Source organism: Kitasatospora sp. NPDC059722 (assembly GCF_042733235.1).
In the GTDB taxonomy this organism is placed as follows: Bacteria; Actinomycetota; Actinomycetes; order Streptomycetales; family Streptomycetaceae; genus Kitasatospora.
In genome coordinates this window covers 1-18,712 of the sequence record NZ_JBHWGD010000082.1, presented here as the reverse complement: position 1 = coordinate 18,712, position 18,712 = coordinate 1, and the positions used below count along the sequence as shown (strand labels likewise).

Sequence of the window (18,712 nt, the reverse complement as noted above, 5' to 3'; positions counted from 1 at the left end):
TGCCCGGCCGGGGCCCGGGTGTCTACTTCGAGCGTGCTTTGCGCCGGCCCCGGGAGGGGTTTATTGCATAACAGCGTCATCGCTGCTTTGCATAACGGCGTCATCCATTGTTTCCATAACGGCGTCATCGGATTCGGCGGCCGACGGGGCTTTTCGGCCAACTTCGCGACGGCCCCCGGAGTAGTCCGTTCGGGTGAACTGCTCGCTCCCGCTGACCTGCCCGCGGCCCGGCCGTGATGATCTCTGTCCGGCACACCGCCGGCACACCACCCGGCACCCACGCCCACGGACAGGGGACGCGCGTGAAGTACATCGAGGTCGAGCAGAAGTACCGGCTCCTCGGCCCGCCGGACGACCTGCGGGCCACCCTCGCCGGGCGCGGCGGCAAGCCCGGCGAGCCGTCCCGGCAGGTGGACACCTACTACAACTCCCCCCACCGGGACTTCCTCGCCGGCGAGGTGGTCTCCGAGTGGCTGCGGATCCGCGAGGGGGACGACGGGGCCTCGGTCAACTTCAAGCTGTTCCACCCGGTCCAGGCGCCGGTGAAGACCCACTGCGACGAGTACGAGAGCGCCGTCGAGGACGCCGAGGCCGTCCGCCGGATCCTGGCCGCGCTCGGCTTCACCCGGCTCACCGTGGTCGACAAGGTCCGCGAGGAGTGGACCGCCGACGGGATCGCCGTCGCCTTCGACACCGTGGCCGGGCTCGGCGACTTCGTCGAGTTCGAGTTCAAGGGCGAGGCGGGCGGCGTCGCCGAAGCCACCGCGCGGATCGAGGAGTTCATCGCGGACCTCGGCGTGCGCCTCGGCGACCGCATCCACCTCGGGTACCCGCACATGACCCTCGGCCTGCGCTGAGCAGCGGCAGACGGTCGATCGAGCATGACGGCCCCGGACACGGCGAAGCCCCCGTCCACCCGGGCGGGGGAGCGCCGGGCGGGCGGGGGCTTCCGTCAGTGGCGGATCAGAGGGACAGGGGGACCGTCCCGGCCGCCAGCCGGCGGGCGGCGGTGAGGGACGTCCAGGCGGTCAGTTCGATCAACCGGGCGTCGCTCGGGGCGGTTTGACGGGCGGCGGCCACGACGGCGTCGTCCACCTGGTAGGCGGCCTTCGCCGTCAGGAGGGCGAGCCGCCCGGCCGCCCGGTGCTCCGGGGGCAGGGACGAGAGCGGCGGTTCGAGCCAGGCCCGGCTCAGGCCGGGCGGGGTGCCGTCCCACGCGGCCAGTTCGGCGGTGACGAGTTCGCGGACGGGGGCCGGGACCGCCCGTTCCCCGCCCTCGTCGACGGCCGCCGCCGCCCGCGCGAAGGCGCCCGCGATGCTCGGGGTACCGGCCGCCCACAGCAGGTCCTCGGGCAGCCGGGCCGCGGGGAGCAGGTCGAGCGAACCCCCCGGCGAGGGGGCCGCGTTCGCGCTCTGCCGGGCCAGCCGGCCGAGCAGTGCCCGCGCCGCCCGGCGGGCCGCCGGCGGGGCCTTGGGCGGCATCGGGCTGTCGCCGAGGAACAGGCTCACCATCCGGTTGAGGTAGTGGAAGGTGGCGGCCACCCCCACCAACTCCGGTGCCAGCGCCGGAGGGAAGGGCTTCAGCGGGCCCTCCCCCACGGACCCGCCGAGGGCCTCGATCGCCGTCGTGTGCACCTCGACGCAGTACGGGCACGCGTTGGCCCGGGAGACGGCCGCGGCCACCGCCTCCTTCTGCGCCCGGTCCGCCCGGCCCGCCGCGACGAGCGTCTCGCGCAGCATCATCCACGCCGCCGCCAGCACCGCCGGGGCCGGCGCGTGCAGGGCGACGGGCGGTGCGAGCATCCCGAACTCCCGCTCCACCTCGGCGTAGACGCGCGCCACCGGGGCCCCCGCCCGCGCGGGGCGGACGGGGGCGACGTGGCGGACCTGGCCGAGGGAGCCCCTCAGCGCGGTGCGCAACAGTGGTCCTGCCATGGCTACTCGCCCAGCAGGCCGGGCAGCTGGGGCTTCACCCCGCGCCGTCCGGCGGTCTCGCCGCCGGGGCCGGGCGCGCCGTACTCGACGTCCACGCCGCGTTCCCGGGCGGCCCGCACGATGCCCGGGACCGCGCGCTCGGCGAGGGCCGAGATCGTGAGCGCCGGGTTCACCGTCAGGGCGGCCGGGACGGCGGAGCCGTCGGTGACGAAGATGCCGGGGTGGCCGCGGAGTTCGTGCCCGTCGTCGAGGGCGGAGGTCTCCGGGTCGTCGCCGATGCGGCAGGAGGCGAGCGGGTGCACGGTGTAGGCACCGACCACGTCGTTGGTCCAGGGCATCACGCGGGCCAGGCCGTCGCGTTCAAGGATGTCCTTCACGGCGGCGTCGGACTCGGCCCAGCCGCGCAGGGTGCTCTCGGTGGGCACGTAGCCGATCGGCCCGCGGCCGAGCATCTGCTGGGAGATGCGGACGGCGTTGCCGGTGGGCGGCGGCGGGCCGAAGACGCCCTCGTTGTCGTCCTCGACCATGGTGAAGATGGTCAGCCAGGACTGCCACTGCCGGACGAGCTCCTTCTTCTCCCGGCCGAACCAGCTGGGGCCGGTGGCGTCCGGCACCTGGGCGAGGATGGTGCCGAAGCCCGGCGGGAAGTAGAGCTGTTCGAGCGAGTAGCGGGAGCCCACCGGACGGGACCCGTCGAGGGCGTCCCAGCTGGCGACGACCGGGCCCTTGCCGATCTGGTTGGCACCGTAGGCGGCGAGGCCCTCGCCGCGGCCGAGGCCGAGCAGGTCGCGGGCCTTGTCCTCGTCGACGACGGCGGTGTTGAGGCGCTCGCCGTTGCCGGAGAAGTAGCGGCCCACGGCGTGCGGCATCCGGCCGAGGTCCGCCTCGGAGCGCTGGAGGATGACGGGGGTGGCGCCGGCGCCGGCCGCGAGGACGACGATCTTCGCGTCGATGGCGCCGCTCTCGTGGTGGACGCGGTAGTCGACGTCGTCGATGACGTTGTAGTGGACGCGGTAGCCGCCGTCCTCGGTGCGGGTGAGCTTCTGGACCTCGTGCAGCGGCCGGATCTCGGCGCCGTGGGCGAGCGCGGCGGGCAGGTAGTTGAGCAGCAGGGAGCGCTTGGCGTCGAAGCGGCAGCCGGCCATCATCCAGTTGCAGTTGGTGCACTTCGCGCGGTCGATGGCGGCGGGCACCGGGTTGGCGGTGCGGCCGGCGTGCGCGCAGGCGGCGGCGAACAGGCCGCCCGCGTAGGTGACGTCGTTCCAGTCCTGCTGGGTGATCGGCAGCGCCTCGGCGACGCGGTCGTACCACGGGTCGAGGGCCTCGCGGCTGACGGCCTTCGGCCACAGCCGCGCGCCGGTGGCGTTGACGCGGTCGAAGACGAAGCGCGGGGCGCGCGGCATCGCGGCGAAGTAGACGACGCTGCCGCCGCCGACGCAGTTGCCGCCGAGCAGGCTCATCCCGTCGCCGACGACGAAGTCGAAGATCCGGGTGTAGGAGGAGCCGAGCAGGAAGTCGTGCTCGAAGTCACCGGCCGTCAGCCACGGGCCGCGCTCCAGGACGGTGACCTTCGCACCGCCCGCGGCCAGGTGGTACGCCGCGATCGCGCCGCCGAAACCGCTGCCGACTATGAGGACGTCGGTCTTCTCCGTGGAGGTCATGCCGGGCTCCCTGTCGCCGTCGTGTCCGGGTGGATCTCGGCCAGCGGGCGGCCGTAGGAGAAGTCGGGGAACCGCCACAGGGCGTCCTCGCCCGGGTCGAAGAAGCCCATCGCGAGGAGGCCCGGGTGGCCGGCCGCCATGGCGTCGGTGGTGTGCAGGTGGGCCGCGGTATCGAAGGCCATGTTGCTGAAGAGGGTCAGCAGCACCCACAGCTCCTTCTCGGGGTGCCGGGGCGACGTCAGCTCCCGGGCCAGCGCCGTGCGGTCGTCGAAGGCGAGCGCGACGAACGGCGGGACGTCGTCGTCGAGCGCGAGCCCCCGCCCGGCCGCGAAGGCGCGGGCGTGGCGGTTGAGCGCCTCGGCGTAGTCGTCCAGGGCGGTGGAGATCCCGGTGGCGGGCGTCTCCAGGAGCTCGATCGCCCCGGCCGCCACGGCGCCGCCGCCGGCCGAGACCCCGGCCACCGCCCGGTCGTCGGGTGACCTCTTCTCGCCGGGGACGATGGTGTCCGCGAATGCCTCCAGGGTCATCGTTCGAGCCCGGTACTCATCCGATATGTCGGAGCGCACTGGCGTCTCCTCGGGTTCGTGGGTGGGAAAGCCGGGGGGCCGACACCGGTGCACCCCGTTCGGAAACCGGAGCGCGGGCACCGCCACCCCCCGTTTCGCAGGCGCGACGGCAGTATCGTGCATGCGAACCACGCGCCCGCGCATCTTCGGCGTTGCTGCCCCGACGCCCCGTCAGTTGCGCGGACTTGCCGCGTACTTGCCATGTCCGCTTCTTCCGTGTTGCTGCCTCGGATGGCAATACGCCGGAGTAGGTATTCCGCCACTGGCTGAGGGCATGCCATGAATATGACGGGCTCTTGTTGCGCCTGACATGCACTGCTACGGTCTTCATTCATCACGGACGCGCAACTTCCGATCATGGCGGTCCCTGGGTGACCGAGACCGCCCGCCAACCCGCGGTGAAGAACCGCTGAACGTTCCCGGGCGGAGGGGGGTGGGTTGAACATGGGCACTGACGCTGCCGAGGGGGGGACCAGACGACCGCGGTTATTGCTGGTCAGGTCGGCGCCAGCGCATCACAACTGTCGAACCGAAAGCGGCTCCTAGAATCTGGGGTAGCAATGAAGCCGGCTATCGAACAGGCCGTGACTCGCGCCATCGAGACGATGCAGGAAAACATTGGTGAGATACTCACCATAGACGACATGGCGCGCGCCGCGATGTACAGCAAATTCCACTTCTCGCGAGAATTCCAGCGCGTCACGGGGGTGTCGCCCCGGCGGTTCCTCTCCGCGATCCGGATACAGGAGGCCAAACGTCTCCTGCTGGAAACGACGTTCACCGTCACCGAGATCAGCCACCACGTCGGGTACAACAGCGTCGGGACGTTCAGCTCCCGCTTCGCGGCCAGTGTCGGCATCTCCCCCACCATGTTCCGCCAACTCGGCGGCTACACCCCGGGGATCGGCGTCGAGGGCCACGCGGCCGACGAGACGTCCTCCGTACGGGGCGAAGTGCGCAGCGCCGTCGCCGGGTTACTCGGGCAGGTGTTCCTCGGCCTCTTCCCCACCCGCATCCCCCAGGGCCGTCCGGCCGGCTGCGTCGTCCTCCCCGGCCCCGGGCGGTACCTGATCGACGGTGTTCCCCCCGGGACGTGGTACCTGCTGGCGCACTCGGTGCCCGCGGCCTTCGACGAGGTCCTGCTCGGCGAGCAGGAGGTGTTCGTCGGCTCGGTCGGGCCGATCGAGGTGCGCGCGGACGTCCCGGTGATCCCGGCCGACCTGGTGATGCGGCCCAAGCACACCGTCGACCCGCCGGTCCTGCTGGCCCTGATGGACGTCCGGACGGCCGCCGTGCGCGCCGGCCTGGCGCGAGCGGGCACCGGCTGACGGGCCTTCACGCGCCGTCGCCGGGCAGCGGACGGCGGGTGGGGCCGGCAGCCGACGGGACAGCCGCGCACGACAGAGGGGCCCACCGAGCACGATGGGCCCCTCGTCCGTCTTCCCGCGGCTACCCGGCGGGCCGTTCAGCCCCGGGCACGGTGCACCGTCATCGGCAGGCCGCCGCGCACGCGCAGCGACAGCATCGGCTCGGGCACCACGCGGTGCCCCGGCACCTTCGCGAGCCGCAGCTCGCGCACGAGGACGGCGATGGTGAACGTCGCCTCCAGCAGCCCGAGGTGGCTGCCCACGCAGAACCGCGGGCCGGCGCCGAACGGCAGGTAGGCGTAGCGCGGGCGCTCCGGGCCCGCGCCCTCCGGGCGGGGCCGGTCGGGGTCGAAGCGGTCCGGGTCGAACTGCTCGGGGGCGTCCCAGAACGCCGGGTGGCGGTGCAGGGTGTACGGGCAGATCAGGACGTCCGATCCGGCGGGCACGTGGTACCCGCCGATCTCGTCGTCGGCCTGGGCCTGCCGGGGCAGGATCCAGACCGGCGGGTAGAGGCGCATGACCTCCTCCACTACGCGGGAGGTGTACCGCAGCCGGTGCAGGTCCTCGTACTCCGGCGGGCGGTCGCCGAGGACCTCGACGGCCTCGGCGTGGAGCCGGTCGAACACCTCGGGGTGGCGGTCCACCAGGTAGAAGGTCCAGCCGAGGGTGCTCGCGGTGGTCTCGTGCCCGGCGAGGAGCAGGGTGACGATCTCGTCGCGCAGCCGCCGGCGCCCGACCGCGGGGTCGGGTTCGCCATGGGCCGAGTCGATGATCAGCGACAGCGCGTCGTCTCCCTCGGCACCGCCGTCGCGGGCGTTCCGCTCGGCGACCAGCGCGTCGACGACGCGCTGGAGTTCGGCGCGCGCCCGGCGGAAGCGCCGCTGCGTGGGCAGCGGGATCCAGCCGGGCACGGCGCCGAGCGTCACCATGTCGAACATGGCCTGGTCCTGCACGGCCTCGAACTCGTGGCCGATCGACTCGAAGGCGCCGAGGTCGGTGTCGAGCAGGGTGCGGCCGAGCACGCCGAGGGTGAGCCCGGTGAGCTCCTGGACGAGGTCGACCGGCCGGCCGTCCTCGAACGCCCGCAGGCGGGCGACGAGTTTGGCGGCCTCCTCGGCGACCGCGTCGGCCTGCCGGCTGATCCGCTTGTGCTGGAAGACGGGCTGGATCGCGCGGCGCTGTTCGCGCCACAGCTCGCCCTCGCTGGTGAGCAGTCCGTCGCCGAGGGCCCGGCGGGCCTGGATCAGCCCGATGCCCTTGTGGTAGTTGGCGGCGTTGTCGGCCAGGACGTGCTTGGCGTGGTCGGGGTGGTTGAAGAAGTAGAGGGTCTTCGGACCGATGGAGATCCGGACCGCGTCCCCGTACTCGGTGGCGGCCGCCCGCATCAGGGCGAGGCGGTCGCCGGCGAGGCGGCGCAGCAGGGTGGGCGCCGCCCGGCGCGGAGGGCCGGGCGGCACCCGCCGGTTGGAAGCGGCGGTCACGCCGCGACCTTTCCGGCCACCGCGGTCTTGCCGGTCGTACTCGCCCGCAGGAGGGTCGCCCGCGCCTCCTCCTGACCGCGGTCGCGGAAGTGGACGTACCAGAGGTAGAGGCCGCGGATCAGGCAGGTGAGGGCGGTGGCGAAGAAGATGCCGTACGCGATGTGGGCGATCATGAACAGGGCGTAGATCAGCGCGACGCCGGCGCCGAAGGCCATCTGGTTGGCGGGCTTCGACGGGGTGGTGCCGGGGTCGGTGATCATGTAGTTGGTGAAGAGGACGAAGGCGACGCCCGTCATCATCGCGAGCGCGCCCTGGATCGACGTGCCGAAGATCAGCCCGCGGAGCACGGCCTGGAGGGCGAAGGCGGAGAGCCAGCCGAGGATCAGCCACATCCGGCCGGTGAGCTTGGCGTTGAGGATGGTGCCGGACATCAGGATGCCGAGCACGATCAGCCAGCCGAACGGGGTGTTGACGTGCTCGGTGAAGTGGTACGGCGGGGCGATGCTGGCCCACGGGAAGAGCACGAGGATCGCGGCGATGCCGAAGTTCGACGGGTTCATGTAGTGCCGCAGCCGGCCGCGCACCGGCACCCGCAGCACCCACTTGGCGCTGACCGCGAAGACGACGCCGAACATCATCACGTAGACCCGGTCGTTGACGTAGGTCAGCATGTTGAGCGCGAGGCCGGTGATGTGCGAGGGGTAGAGGAACTCCAGCACCCCGGGCAGGCCGTTGCCGAGGAAGCGCGGGCGCCGGCCCTCGACCTTGGCGCCGACCAGCTCCAGCGCGATCTCGGTGGTGTAGGCGGTGGCGAGGGCGATCAGCGGCCACGTCCAGGGCTGTTCGAAGCCGAGCACGGTGTAGCCGAGGATGTTGAAGACCGTGATCGAGATCGCGAAGCGGCGCAGCGCGATGACGACCTTGGGCTCGTGCCGGGAGGCGGTGGCCGCCTTGCCGGTGGCCGCCGGGGCCGGGGGTGCCGGCTGCGTCGTCGTGGGGGCCTTGTCTGCCATGTGCGTCACTTCTCCTTGGCCTGGCTACCGAGTTGGAGCGAGTGCCATCCCGGGCTGAGCGTCACGGTCTGCTGGTGCACCTGGCCGTCGCGGTCGCGCCACTGGAGCTTGACCGGCATCGGGCCGGTGACGCCCTTGCCCAGGCCGATGTGCACGTAGTGGCTGCGCTTGCCGGAGTGGCCGCTGCCGCCGTCGACGCGGTCGATGAGCTTGCGCCCGTCGGGGGTGGTGACCTCGACCTCGGCGCCGATCGCCGGGGATCCGGGGGCGGGCATCGGTCCGGCGGCGGCGGGGGTGTCGTAGGTGAGCCGCAGACCGAGGTAGGAGCCGGTGTCGGGGCTGTCGTTGCGGTAGAAGACCGGGGCGTCCCACTGGCGGGCCACCGCGAAGTCGAGTTTGCCGTCGCCGTAGGCGTCGCCGGTGGCGATGCCGCGGGTGGGCACGGGGACGGCGAGGCCGAGGCGGCCGGAGAGGTTGCTGTAGTGGCCGTCGGCGCCCTTCACGAAGAAGCGCAGGGTCTGGTCGCCGCCGATGTCGTCGCCGGCCTTGACGTTGGGCCACCACCACGGGTTGTCGAGCAGGGCGTCGTTGGCGGTCGCGAGCTCCTGGAGCTGCGGCCAGCGGTTGGTCTTGCCCTTGACGAAGCCGGTGGCCTGGACGATCGCGAGCTGCCCGCTGTTGTCGAAGTCGCCCATCTTGACGTCCCAGCCCCAGCCGGACCACGCGGTGCCGTCCTCGGCGCTGTGGTCGACGAACGGGGCGGTGCCGTTGGAGAGCTGGGCGCGCAGGTCGGCCTGGTCCCGCGCGGTGTTCATGAACTGGAAGTTGCTCTCCTCGATGCCGAAGGAGGTGGTGATGTTGCTGACGAACAGGTCGTAGAGGCCCTTCTTGCCGGACAGGTCGCCGAAGTCGACGCCCATGCCCTTGAAGGAGTCGTTGCCGAGGATCTTGGACTTCGGCGTGGAGCCGTCGCGCGGCCCGGTGACGAGGTCGAACTTCGGGTGGCCGGGGGTGGAGACGTTGTGCAGCAGGCGGTCGTTGCCGAAGTCGTTCGCGACGTACAGCTCGGGCAGCTGGTCGCCGTCGAGGTCGATCGAGCTGGAGGCGAGCGACCAGCCGTGCTTGGCCTCCGCGGGGAAGGCGTCGTCGGAGCACTGGAACGCGGCGGAGGGTTTGTCGGCCGTGTTGCCGCCGGTCCAGCGGCAGATGTACTTGCCGCCGCTGTTCTGGGCGTGGGACATCGAGTGGTTCATGACCACGCCGCCGCTGACCCGGTCGTCCAGGACGGGCCCGTCGGGGAAGTAGTTGCCGATGAAGAGGTCCTGGTGGCCGTCCCCGTCGAAGTCCGCGACGGTCGCGGTGTTGGTGTTCCACTGCGCGCCGGTGTACTTGCCGTCGGTCGCGTTGGGTCCGGGCACGAGCTCGACCGGCTCGAAGGCGTGCGCGTCGAGCGTGGTGGCGTCGGGCTTGGCGAGGAACAGGACCGGGGTGCGGCCCCAGTAGTAGACCAGCAGGTCGGTGCGGCCGTCCTCGTTGAAGTCGCCCGCCACGCAGCCCATCGGCGCGATGTAGTCGTTCATCGGCAGCGGGGACGGGTCGAGCGCGAACGGCGCGTAGTGCGGGCCGTCGGAGCCCGGCACGGGTGTGACGTCGACCTGGTCGGTGCGGGTGTCGACCAGGCACAGGTCGCCGGACTTGCCGGTGCCGCGCAGGTCCGTCATGGTGATGGCCGCGCCGACCGAGGAGATCCAGGCGCGGATGTGCTCGTAGTCCTTGTTGACGGTGCGGATCGTCTGCTGCTTCGCCGCGGGCGGCAGCTCGATCGGCAGCGGCGTGAAGTGGAAGCGGCTCGCCATGGTGTCCTGCTCGGCGGCCGACGTCGTCGGCGGCAGCACCAGGAAGTAGCCGGCGACGATCGCCAGCACGGCGATGATGCCGGGCAGTTGCAGGCGGACCCGGCCAAGGAGGGTGGGCACCGGTCAGTTCCTTCCCGTGGTGGCGAACGCGTCGGCGATGGCCCGGCGCCAGGTCTCGAAGGACGGCACCGGGCCGTTCGAGCGGCCGGTGGGGCGCAGGTCCTGGGTGACCTTGGCGGCCGCGGCGGCGGAGGTGCCGCAGAGCACCTCGGCCGCGAGCTCGGTGTGCGGGCCGAGCAGCCCCGCGTGGATACGGGCCTCGCACGCGAACGCGGCGCCCTGGGCGACGATCGCCCGGTGCGCGCCGGCCCGCTCCCGGAAGTCCCGCAGCTCCGCCTCGTCCACGCCGCCCGCGTAGGCCGCGGCCAGGCCGGCGCCGCCGTACAGGTCGGAGTGCCGGGACTCGTGGAACCGCTCGATCAGCCCGGCGACGACGCCCGGGTCGGTGCCGCCGACGAACCACAGCGCCCGGCCGATCCCCTGGTCGATCGCCCGGTTCACGTACCCGGGCGAGTCGTCGGCCGGCCACGGGAACGCCCGCTCGCGGAACCGGCCGTGGACGTACCGGTCGGTCGCGAAGTACGCCTGGTGGAATCCGTAGCCGTCGAGCACGAGCCAGCGCAGCAGGGGATCGAGGGCGGTGATGTCGGGCCAGCAGAAACGCGGCAGCCGCGCCATCGCCCAGCCGATTCCGACGTACACCATGTAGTGGTGGTCGGCCCCCCGCCCGGCGAGGAATCCCCCCACCCAGCCGCGGCCCTGCAACGGCAGCCCGTCCAGCATGGCGAATCCCATGCCGGCCCCCTCGTAGGCGAAACCGCGGAATCGGTGCGGGACGTTTTCCAGCCGGTGCTCCGCCTCGGCGGGCGCACCGGACTCCACCGCGTACGCATAGCCTTCGAGGAAGCGGCTCCCGACGGTTTCGAGGAGTTCCCGGGCCTCCGGCGACTTCTCGTGGAAACCCCGCTTGGCCAGCTTGGTCTCGGCGGTGTTCGGCGTCAGCACGCGCCGCCGTAATGTCCGCAACGGGCTTGGCACTCTGCTCTCCTTTCCGTGGTACGGAGATTGACGAGCCTTACCCTGGATAATTCCCGTTCCGGCGGACGGCCGCTTCTTCGCGAATGCTCTGGTCTTTCTTCCGGAATGCTCAGCCGGTGCCGCGGCCGGGATCCGACGCGGCGAACCGCTTGCGCACGTTCGTGCGCCACGCCTCGTACGCCGGCGGGTCCGCGGGCGAGGCCGCGTCGGCGAACACCGCGCACTCGTCGCCGAGCGCCGCCGCGTCCGCGACCGACAGGCCGGTGAGCGCCTGCGAGGCCTCCTCGCCATGCGCGGGGACGAAGCCCGCGTACACCCGGGCCTTCGAGGCGAACACCGACCCCTGCGCCAGCTCCGCCCGGTGCTCGCCCGCCTCCTCGCCCAGCTCCGCCAGCTGAGCGGCGCCGCACCCGCCGGCGAACGTCGCCGCGAGGCCCACCCCGCTCCACAGGTCGGCCTGCCGGTGCGGCGCGAACTTTCCTACGGCCGACGCCACTTGGCGGTGCTGCGCGCCGTGGATGAACCACAGCGCCCGCCCGATCCCCTGGTCCACCGCACGCGGGAAGTAGCCCGGCGCACCCTGCCAGGGGTAAGGGCTCGGCACCCGCTGCTCGTCCACCCAGCGCCGGGTGTGGAAGTACGCGAGGTCGAAGCCGTACCCGTCGACGGCCAGCCAGCTCATCGTCGGGTGGTACGGCGTGCCGGACAGGTCCGGCAGCACCTTGGGCCACAACTGCCGCGGCAGGCGGGCCATCGCGAACCCGATCCCGATGTACGCGAGGAAGATGTGCGGCTGCCCGGCCCCGGTGAGGAGGTCCCGGGTGCGGTGCCCCCGGCCCATCGCGTCCAGGACGGTGAAGGCCATCGTCGCGCCCTCGAAGGCGAACCCGCGCTGCTCCGCGTCCACCAGGCGCAGCCGGTCCTCGACCTCGCGCGGCCCCCGCGCCTCGATTCCCCACTCGAACCCGCACACGACCGCCTGCGGCACCGCCTCCAGACGGCGCGTCACCGGCGAGGCCGCCACGGGGAACCCGCGCCGGGCGAACGTCACCTCCGCCGGCGAGGGCGCCAGGACCAGTCGGCGCAGCGTTCCCAGGACCGTCGGCATGTTTCCCCTCCGCCCCCCGCCGTCCGATACGGCGGCACGGTTACATGCTCGGCGGCGGGTCCCGCCTGGGGCATCTTCCGCGTTGCGCTGCGAGGCGGTAACCGCTCCGTACCGTTTGAGCGAACACCCCTATCCCGAGGGGGTGTTGTGCCACCATGAGTGCCCCGACGGGGAGGCGGCGGTTTTCGGCCGTTCTCTGCGACGGTCCGTGCGCGCTTGTCGAGCTGGAGGCCAAAATTGATCGGGGGCTCGAATGACGGGGCGTGTCCGGTCTGCCACGGTCCGCAGGGCGGAAGCGGGTTCTGCACCAGCTGCCGCTGGCGCCTGGAGGGCGAGGTGTTCCTCGGCGGGCCCACCCCGGACGACCTCCGCCGCGAGGAGGAGGCGCTCGCCGCGGCCCGCGCCGAGTGGGACGAACAGGCGGCCGCCCTCGCCGCCGGCGACCCCGGACCGGCCGGCGAGCCGGGCCCCGCGTGGGACCGGCTGCTGGAGGAGCTCGTCGAACACCCGGACGCCGTCCTCTGGTTCGTCGAACTCACCGACGAACGCGTCGGGTTGATCCGGGCCGAGGCCGACCGCAACGGCATCCCGCACACCGTCGACCTCGGCGGCGCGGCCTGGACCGCCCTCGCCCCCGAGTTCGCCGAGGACCCCGGCGACCGCGCCTTCCAGCTCGCCGGCGGCATCGGCACCCGCCCGCCCGTCGACCGCGCCGCCCTCGACGACGCCGTCCGCCGCCTGCTCGGCACGCTGCTCCCCCACGGGCGGCGCCACCGCACCGTCCTGCTCACCCAGCGCCCCGACTGGCCGCTCCTCGCCCGCGCCGCCGAGGCCGCCCGCACACTTCGCTCGCCCGACGCCCAACTCGGCCCCGTCAGCGGCGGAATGGCCGGAGTTCGCCTCCTCCTGCGCGGCGCACCCCTGCACCGCGACCACTCCCTCGTCCTCGCCGACGTCGACGCGCTCAGCGGCGCCGTCCGCCCCGAGGCCAAACTCCTCTTCCCGGCCGGCGCCCGGCTGCGCCCCGGCGAGACCGTCACGGTGCCGGTCACCGTCCACGGCGGCGTCGACGCGGACACCCTCGTCACCCTCCCGGTCGTCGCCGCCGGCAGCGGCACCCCGCACGACGCCGTCTCCACCCACGGCGTGCGGCTGCCCGCGCTGCGCTCCGCCGACCTCACCTTCGTGCTGCACGGCCCCGGCGAGGTCGAGGTGCTGCTGCCCGACGGCTCCGCCGCCGAGCCCGTCCGCGACGACCTCGGCACGATCATCGCCGCCCTCCCCCGCCGCCTCGCCCGGCCGCCCCGCCTCCACCTCCTCCTCGCCGTCGAACTCGGCTACGGCGCCTCACCCGACGAGGTCACCGCCCGCCTCGACTACGCGCGCGGCCTCGTCACCGCCCTCAGCGGCCCCGAGGGCGCCGCCGCGGGCGTCGACGTCGGCCTCGTCGGCTACTACGACCACCACGTCCGCGAGAGCCGGTACGCGCCCCGGGGCACGCTGCTCGACACCCTGCCGCTCGGCCCGCCCGCCACCGCCCTCGCCGCACTCGCCCGCTGGCGCCCGCAGCGCCGCCGCCGGGACACCGCGTCGGCGCTGGAGGACGCGCTGCAGGCGCTGCGCCGGCTGGCGACCGCGCCGCCCTGGACGCCGCCCGGCCGCGCGCGCCCGCAGCGCACCGTGCTGGTCCTCGGCGCCCGCCCGCCCTGCGAGTGGGCCGAGCACGGCCAGGGCCCGGTGCCCGCCTGCCCGCTCGGCGTCGACTGGCGCGCCGAGCTGGCCGGCCTGCGCGAGGCCGGGGTACGCGTGCTCGCCCGGCGGGACGGACCGGCGGACGAACGGCCCAGCGAACTCGCCCTCCAGCCCCTCTGGGACCACACCGAACTGGCCTGGCACACGATCGGCACCGACGGCACCCTCCCACCCGGGCAGCCGCCCGCCGCGACCGCCCTCGACCTGCTCCCGCCCTGGCACGTCGACGGGCCGCCCTGCCGGCTGGCCCTGGCCCGTTCCCTGCTCTGACCGCCGCACCGAGGAGACCCCCGATGTCCAACCTGCCCGACCCCTCGTCCGACCACGGCGCCGCGGCCAAGGACGGCCTGCCGCCGGAGCCGGACGCCGGACCGGCCTGGGAGGGCCCGCACACCCAGGGCGGACCGGGCCTGCGCCCCTACGGCCCGCCCAGCGGCCCACCCCAGCCCACCATCCCCGACGGCTACGCCGCCGCCATCCCCGCCGCGCCCGGCATGGCGCAGGACGGCAACCTGCCCCCGCTGCCGCTGCCCTCGCCGCCCGGCGCGATCGGCCCGGACGGGCCGGGCTCCGTCCGCATCGGCCTGTGGGGGGCGCCCCGCTCGGGCAAGACCACCTTCCTCTCCTCCCTGCCGATCGCCGCCATCCAGCACAACCGGCACGGCAAGGGGAACTGGGTCATCAGCGGCATGACCAAGGAGGCCATCGAGTTCCTCAACCGCGGCATGCGCCTGCTGGCCGTCGACCGCGGCTTCCCCGGCGCCACCTCCGCCACGGCGGGCATGAGCTGGGCCTTCCAGGGCGAGGAGCCGCGCAAGCTGGCCGGCACCCGGCAGGTCGGCTTCGTGCTCGACATCCACGACGTCAGCGGCGAGGTCTTCCGCCCCGAGCACCCCAGCCACGAGGCCATCGTCGACCAGCTCGCCGCGGCCAACGGCCTCGTCTACCTCTTCGACCCGCTCCTGGACCGCGAACACGCCACCCAGAGCCTGGACTTCTTCTACGCGACCCTCAACGCGATCACCAGCCGCGTCCGCGACAGCCGCGGGATGATCAACGGGCGGCTGCCGCACCACGTCGCCGTGTGCGTCGCCAAGTTCGATGACCCGCTGCTCTTCCGGCCCTCCGTCGAGGCGCGGTGGGTCACCCAGGACGGGGTCGGCGCCCGCATCCCGCGCGTGCCCGCCGAGGCGGCCGCCGGCTACTTCACCTGGATCTGCGACACCTTCCGCGGCTCCAGCGCCTCCCTCGTCCGCGACGCCCTGAACGCCTACTTCGTGCCGGACCGCATCAGCTACTACGCCACCTCCGCGATCGGCTTCCGCCTCAACGCCGACGGCATCTTCGACTACCGCCTCTACGCCAACGTCGAGCAGGTCGGCGGGAAGCCCCGCATCGCCACCTCCCCGCAGCCCATCAACGTCCTGGAGCCGCTGGTCGACCTCGAACGCCGGATCCGCTCGCGCAAGATCAAGCTGCGGTGACGGCCGTGCAGCCACCCGACCCGCACCTGCCCGACCCGCACCTGCCGGACCCGCACCGGCCGGGGCCCCACCCGCCGCACTCGCCGGGGCCCCAACAGCCCGGTCCCCACCCGCCCGGTCCCCAGCTTCCGGGTCCGCAGCTTCCCGGTCCCCCGCTTCCGGGTCCCCAGCTTCCCAGTCCGCAGCGGCAACCCGAGCAGCGGCAGCGGCCCGCCGCCACCGAACCCGTCACCGCCCACTGGGCCGTCCTCGGCAAGCACCCCGGCCGGGCCATGGGCTACGAGCTCCTCGCCGCCAGCCTCGACGAGGACCGCGCCCGCCGCTACCTGTGGGGCGCCCAGACCGGCACCCCCGAGGTGCGCCGCCCCGACGAGACCGGCGGACTGCCCTGGCGCGTCTTCCTCAGCGGCGTCGAGGGCGAACGCACCGCGGCCTGCGCCCTGATCGAGCAGAGCTGGGACGGCACCAGCGACGGCACCGGCGCACCGATCATCACCTCCCGCCTGCTGCTCGTCGAATGGGCCCAGGCCGCGGCGCGCGGCGTCACCTGGTCCACGCTCGCCGACGCCGCCGCCGGCCTGCGCTGGCCGGGCCCGGAGGAGGGGCCGGCCCGGCCGCTGCGCCTCGACCTCGGCGGCCTGTCCGTGCCCTCCTCGGCCGCCGAACTCGCCGCCGTCGTCGACGAGGTGGGCTTCGAGTGGACGGCCTGCGTCGCCGCCCTGCTCACCGCCGGACACCGGATCACCATCACCGCCGACGGCCGCAGCCTGCCCACCCCCGAGCGGCGGGTGCGGATCGTCGACGCGATCGCCGCGCTGCTGCCCTACGGCTGCCGGCACTGGCTCAGCGGCGCCAGCTGGACCGGCGACTCCGACCACAAGGTGCAGCTGACCTTCGCCGAGAGCGCCCGCACCGGCCGCACCGCCGTCCGCTTCGGCGCGGCCACCGCCCAGCCCGCCGATCCCGGGGCCGCCGCCTACCTGGCCGAGCTGACGCGCCTGCGCGCCAAGGGCTGGACCAGCCGGGAGCTCGTCGCCCACCTGCTGGCCGCCACCGCGCCGATCCACTGGAGCGACGGCCCGGCCATGCTCCGCGTCCTGCGCGAGGTCGACCTCGTCGACGCCGTGCTCGCCGCGGTCCGCGAGGGCACCGCCCGGATCGAGGACGTCGCCCGGGTGTTCGAACGCCAGGGTCTCGGGCGGCTCGACGCCGACGGCCACCGCGAGCTCTACCTCTTCCTCGCCCGCACCGCCCGCCCCGGCGGCCCGGACCGGCGCGACGACCACGCCGTCCGGCTGCTGCGCGACCACTGGTCGCCCGGGCTGCCGGAGTGGCTGGCCGGGTCGGTGCTCGCCGACCCCGATCCCGACCGCGGCTTCGACCGGGCGTTCGCCTGGCTCGACCTGCTCAGGGAGCTGCACGGCCCCGGGTCGGGCCCGTTCGACGAGCTGCTCGCGGCGCTGATCGACCAGCGCCGGCCCGGGCCGGTCGCCGGGTCGCGCCAGCGGTGGATCGGCGTCGTCGTCCTGGCCGCCCAGCAGGCCTTCGGCGCCGAGGCCGCACCGGCGGACGGCGTCCTGATCGCCCAGCCCGAGATCGGGCGCGCGTGGGCGTTCGCCGCGCTCGCCAAGGACGGCCCCGGCCCCGCGGTGCTCGACCGGCTGCTGCGGGCCGCCGCGAAGGAGCGCCTCCCGGGCCCGACGGGCTGGCTGCGCTTCACCGCCTACGTGTACGGCGCCGCCGACGACCACGACCTGCGCCGCGGCGACGCGGCGGACTTCGGGACGGCCATCCCCGCGGCGCTCTGGAAGGAGCTCCTCGAACTCGCCGTCCGCCACCGGCGGCCGCTCGTCGTCTCGCACCTGTGGCCGTCCTACTGGGAGGTCGCGCGCGGGCAGCAGGGCCCCGAACTCGCGGCGGCGCTCGCCGCGGCGGCCGTCCACCTGGAGGCCGCGGCCGGGCAGGTGCGCCCCGAGTACGCGGCCGAGCTGGACCTGCTGCGGCTCTACGCCGCCCAGGGCCAGGCCGTCCCGCTCGCCGGCCTCGACCGGCTGCTCGGCGGGGAGGCCCCGCCGGCGCCGGGCCGGGTGTACCCGCGCCGGGGCTCCGGCCCGGCCGACGCCTATGCCGCGCGGCTGTCGGAACGGCTGTCCGCCGCCGCCTCCGACGCCCTCTGGCAGCGGACCGTGGACGCGCTGCTCGGCTCCCGGCCCGACCCCGGACGCTGGCCGGTCACGCGCCTGCTGGCGGAACGCAACGTGCGCGGGCAGGAGGCGCTGGTCCGGGCCCTGGACAAGCGGCTGCTCGACGGCGAGGCCGCCTGGCTCGAACTCGGCCTGCCGCCCGCGGTGACCGCGGCGCTCGACAAGCTGCCGGGGATGCACTCGCTCAACGCCCGCAACAAGGTCCGCCACCTCCTCCAGGGGCCGCCCGCCCCCGTCCAGCTCGGCATCGCCCTGTCCGACGTGCACGCCGGCGGCTACCCGATCGACCCGACGGCCGAACTGCTGCCCGGCCTGCTCCGCTGGCGGACCGAGGAGGTGGACCTGCTCCTCGCCGAACTCTGGTACCGGGCACGCCCGTTGGCACAGCACCTGTACCACGTCATCCTGCAGACCCAGGGCGCCACCCGGCTGCGCCTGTCCCTGCTCAACATGGCCCACCAGGAGGCGCAACGCCAGGAGTACGCCCGGGAGCTGCTCCGCTACGACGGCTGGTACGGCACGGCCGAGTCCGCCGAGTCGGCGGCCCAGCCACAGGACCGCCGCGGCATCTTCGGCAGGAGGCGCCGCAAGTGAGCCGGGGAAGAACAGGCCGCGCAGCCGCAGAGGAGCGTGCCGGATGACCCTCGCCGTCGACGTCGGCACGCGTTTCGTGCGGCTCGCGCACGTCCGCCCCGACCGCCTGCCCGCGCTCGCCGAACTGCCGGGCGCCGTCCCCGGCGAGGGCGTGCCCGTCCCGTCCGGGCAGGATCCGGCGCGCACGCTGGCCGCCGCCTGCGCCGCCTTCCGGGCGCGCTACGGCAAACCCTCCCGGGCCGTCCTGGTCGCCCCCGAGGCCATGCCGCCGCTCTACCGGGACCGGATCGCCGAGGCCTTCGGCCGCACCACCCCGGTCGTCGAACTGCGGCCCGCCACGGCCGTCCTGGCCCTCCTACGGCACAACGGAGAGGCGTTGGATGGCACTTGGGGTGTCTGCGCACTCGGCACGACGACCATAGAGGTGAGCGTGTGCGTCGCCGCGCGGCGCAGCGTCGGCGTCCGGCGCTTCGTCCGCCACACCCCGGAGGGCGGCCTGGGCGCGGCCTTCGACGCCGCGCTCCTCGGCGGCGCCGTGGCCGGCGGCGGCCCGGCCGGCGGCGGCCCGGCCGGCGACGCGGCCCTCGCGGCGC

At 73.9% G+C, this 18,712-nt stretch carries 13 protein-coding genes and 1 pseudogene; 6 read left to right on the top strand and 8 right to left on the bottom strand.

Annotation, left to right across the window (positions count from 1 at the left end; all coding sequences use genetic code 11):
* Window positions 1-302 precede the first annotated feature (302 nt).
* On the top strand, window positions 303-857 hold the full coding sequence (gene cyaB, locus ACFV4F_RS34635; protein WP_380508615.1) for a class IV adenylate cyclase: 555 nt from the start codon (window positions 303-305) through the stop codon (window positions 855-857).
* 106 nt (window positions 858-963) lie between these two features.
* On the opposite strand, the gene ACFV4F_RS34630 is transcribed toward cyaB, so the two are convergent.
* From ACFV4F_RS34630 to ACFV4F_RS34620, 3 genes are read right to left on the bottom strand one after another with little or no spacing between them, the layout of a single operon-like run.
* Entirely contained in the window at window positions 964-1,935 is a 972-nt protein-coding gene (locus ACFV4F_RS34630; RefSeq protein ID WP_380508612.1) for a carboxymuconolactone decarboxylase family protein, read from the bottom strand.
* Between the two features lie 2 nt (window positions 1,936-1,937).
* Window positions 1,938-3,596 carry an FAD-dependent oxidoreductase gene (locus tag ACFV4F_RS34625; protein WP_380508609.1) on the bottom strand — a complete coding sequence of 553 codons (1,659 nt, stop codon included), beginning with the start codon at window positions 3,594-3,596 and terminating at the stop codon, window positions 1,938-1,940.
* Window positions 3,593-4,123, bottom strand: coding sequence for a DUF5987 family protein (locus ACFV4F_RS34620; RefSeq protein ID WP_380447936.1), 531 nt, complete (start codon window positions 4,121-4,123; stop codon window positions 3,593-3,595). The genes ACFV4F_RS34625 and ACFV4F_RS34620 overlap by 4 nt, the downstream gene beginning before the upstream one ends.
* 599 nt (window positions 4,124-4,722) lie before the next feature.
* Between ACFV4F_RS34620 and ACFV4F_RS34615 the strand changes: the two genes are divergently transcribed.
* Window positions 4,723-5,490 carry a helix-turn-helix transcriptional regulator gene (locus tag ACFV4F_RS34615; protein ID WP_380447934.1) on the top strand — a complete coding sequence of 256 codons (768 nt, stop codon included), beginning with the start codon at window positions 4,723-4,725 and terminating at the stop codon, window positions 5,488-5,490.
* 137 nt (window positions 5,491-5,627) lie between these two features.
* Here the strand turns inward: ACFV4F_RS34615 and ACFV4F_RS34610 are convergent, their stop codons facing one another.
* The 5 genes from ACFV4F_RS34610 to ACFV4F_RS34590 all read right to left on the bottom strand — a co-directional run bounded on the left by ACFV4F_RS34610 (window position 5,628) and on the right by ACFV4F_RS34590 (window position 12,085).
* Window positions 5,628-7,010, bottom strand: coding sequence for a cytochrome P450 (locus ACFV4F_RS34610; protein ID WP_380447932.1), 1,383 nt, complete (start codon window positions 7,008-7,010; stop codon window positions 5,628-5,630).
* Window positions 7,007-8,023 (bottom strand): enediyne biosynthesis protein, encoded by a 1,017-nt coding sequence (locus ACFV4F_RS34605; RefSeq protein ID WP_380447931.1) that lies wholly within the window; start codon window positions 8,021-8,023, stop codon window positions 7,007-7,009. The genes ACFV4F_RS34610 and ACFV4F_RS34605 overlap by 4 nt, the downstream gene beginning before the upstream one ends.
* A 5-nt stretch (window positions 8,024-8,028) precedes the next feature.
* Window positions 8,029-9,879 (bottom strand): CRTAC1 family protein, encoded by a 1,851-nt coding sequence (locus ACFV4F_RS34600; RefSeq protein WP_380508634.1) that lies wholly within the window; start codon window positions 9,877-9,879, stop codon window positions 8,029-8,031.
* A 123-nt stretch (window positions 9,880-10,002) separates the two neighbouring features.
* On the bottom strand, window positions 10,003-10,977 hold the full coding sequence (locus ACFV4F_RS34595) for a DUF1702 family protein (RefSeq protein ID WP_380447929.1): 975 nt from the start codon (window positions 10,975-10,977) through the stop codon (window positions 10,003-10,005).
* Between the two features lie 109 nt (window positions 10,978-11,086).
* Window positions 11,087-12,085: a DUF1702 family protein gene (locus ACFV4F_RS34590; RefSeq protein ID WP_380508607.1), complete on the bottom strand. Its 999-nt coding sequence runs from the start codon at window positions 12,083-12,085 to the stop codon at window positions 11,087-11,089.
* Between the two features lie 237 nt (window positions 12,086-12,322).
* On the opposite strand from ACFV4F_RS34590, the gene ACFV4F_RS34585 reads away from it, so the two are divergent.
* The 4 genes and pseudogenes from ACFV4F_RS34585 to ACFV4F_RS34570 all read left to right on the top strand — a co-directional run.
* On the top strand, window positions 12,323-14,107 hold the full coding sequence (locus ACFV4F_RS34585) for a hypothetical protein (RefSeq protein ID WP_380508605.1): 1,785 nt from the start codon (window positions 12,323-12,325) through the stop codon (window positions 14,105-14,107).
* 23 nt (window positions 14,108-14,130) lie between these two features.
* Complete coding sequence (locus ACFV4F_RS34580; RefSeq protein ID WP_380447923.1) at window positions 14,131-15,321, top strand: hypothetical protein; 1,191 nt, start codon at window positions 14,131-14,133, stop codon at window positions 15,319-15,321.
* Between the two features lie 272 nt (window positions 15,322-15,593).
* Window positions 15,594-18,119: a hypothetical protein gene (locus tag ACFV4F_RS34575; RefSeq protein WP_380508602.1), complete on the top strand. Its 2,526-nt coding sequence runs from the start codon at window positions 15,594-15,596 to the stop codon at window positions 18,117-18,119.
* A 43-nt stretch (window positions 18,120-18,162) separates the two neighbouring features.
* A pseudogene (locus tag ACFV4F_RS34570) lies at window positions 18,163-18,712 on the top strand (hypothetical protein); the annotation flags it as partial.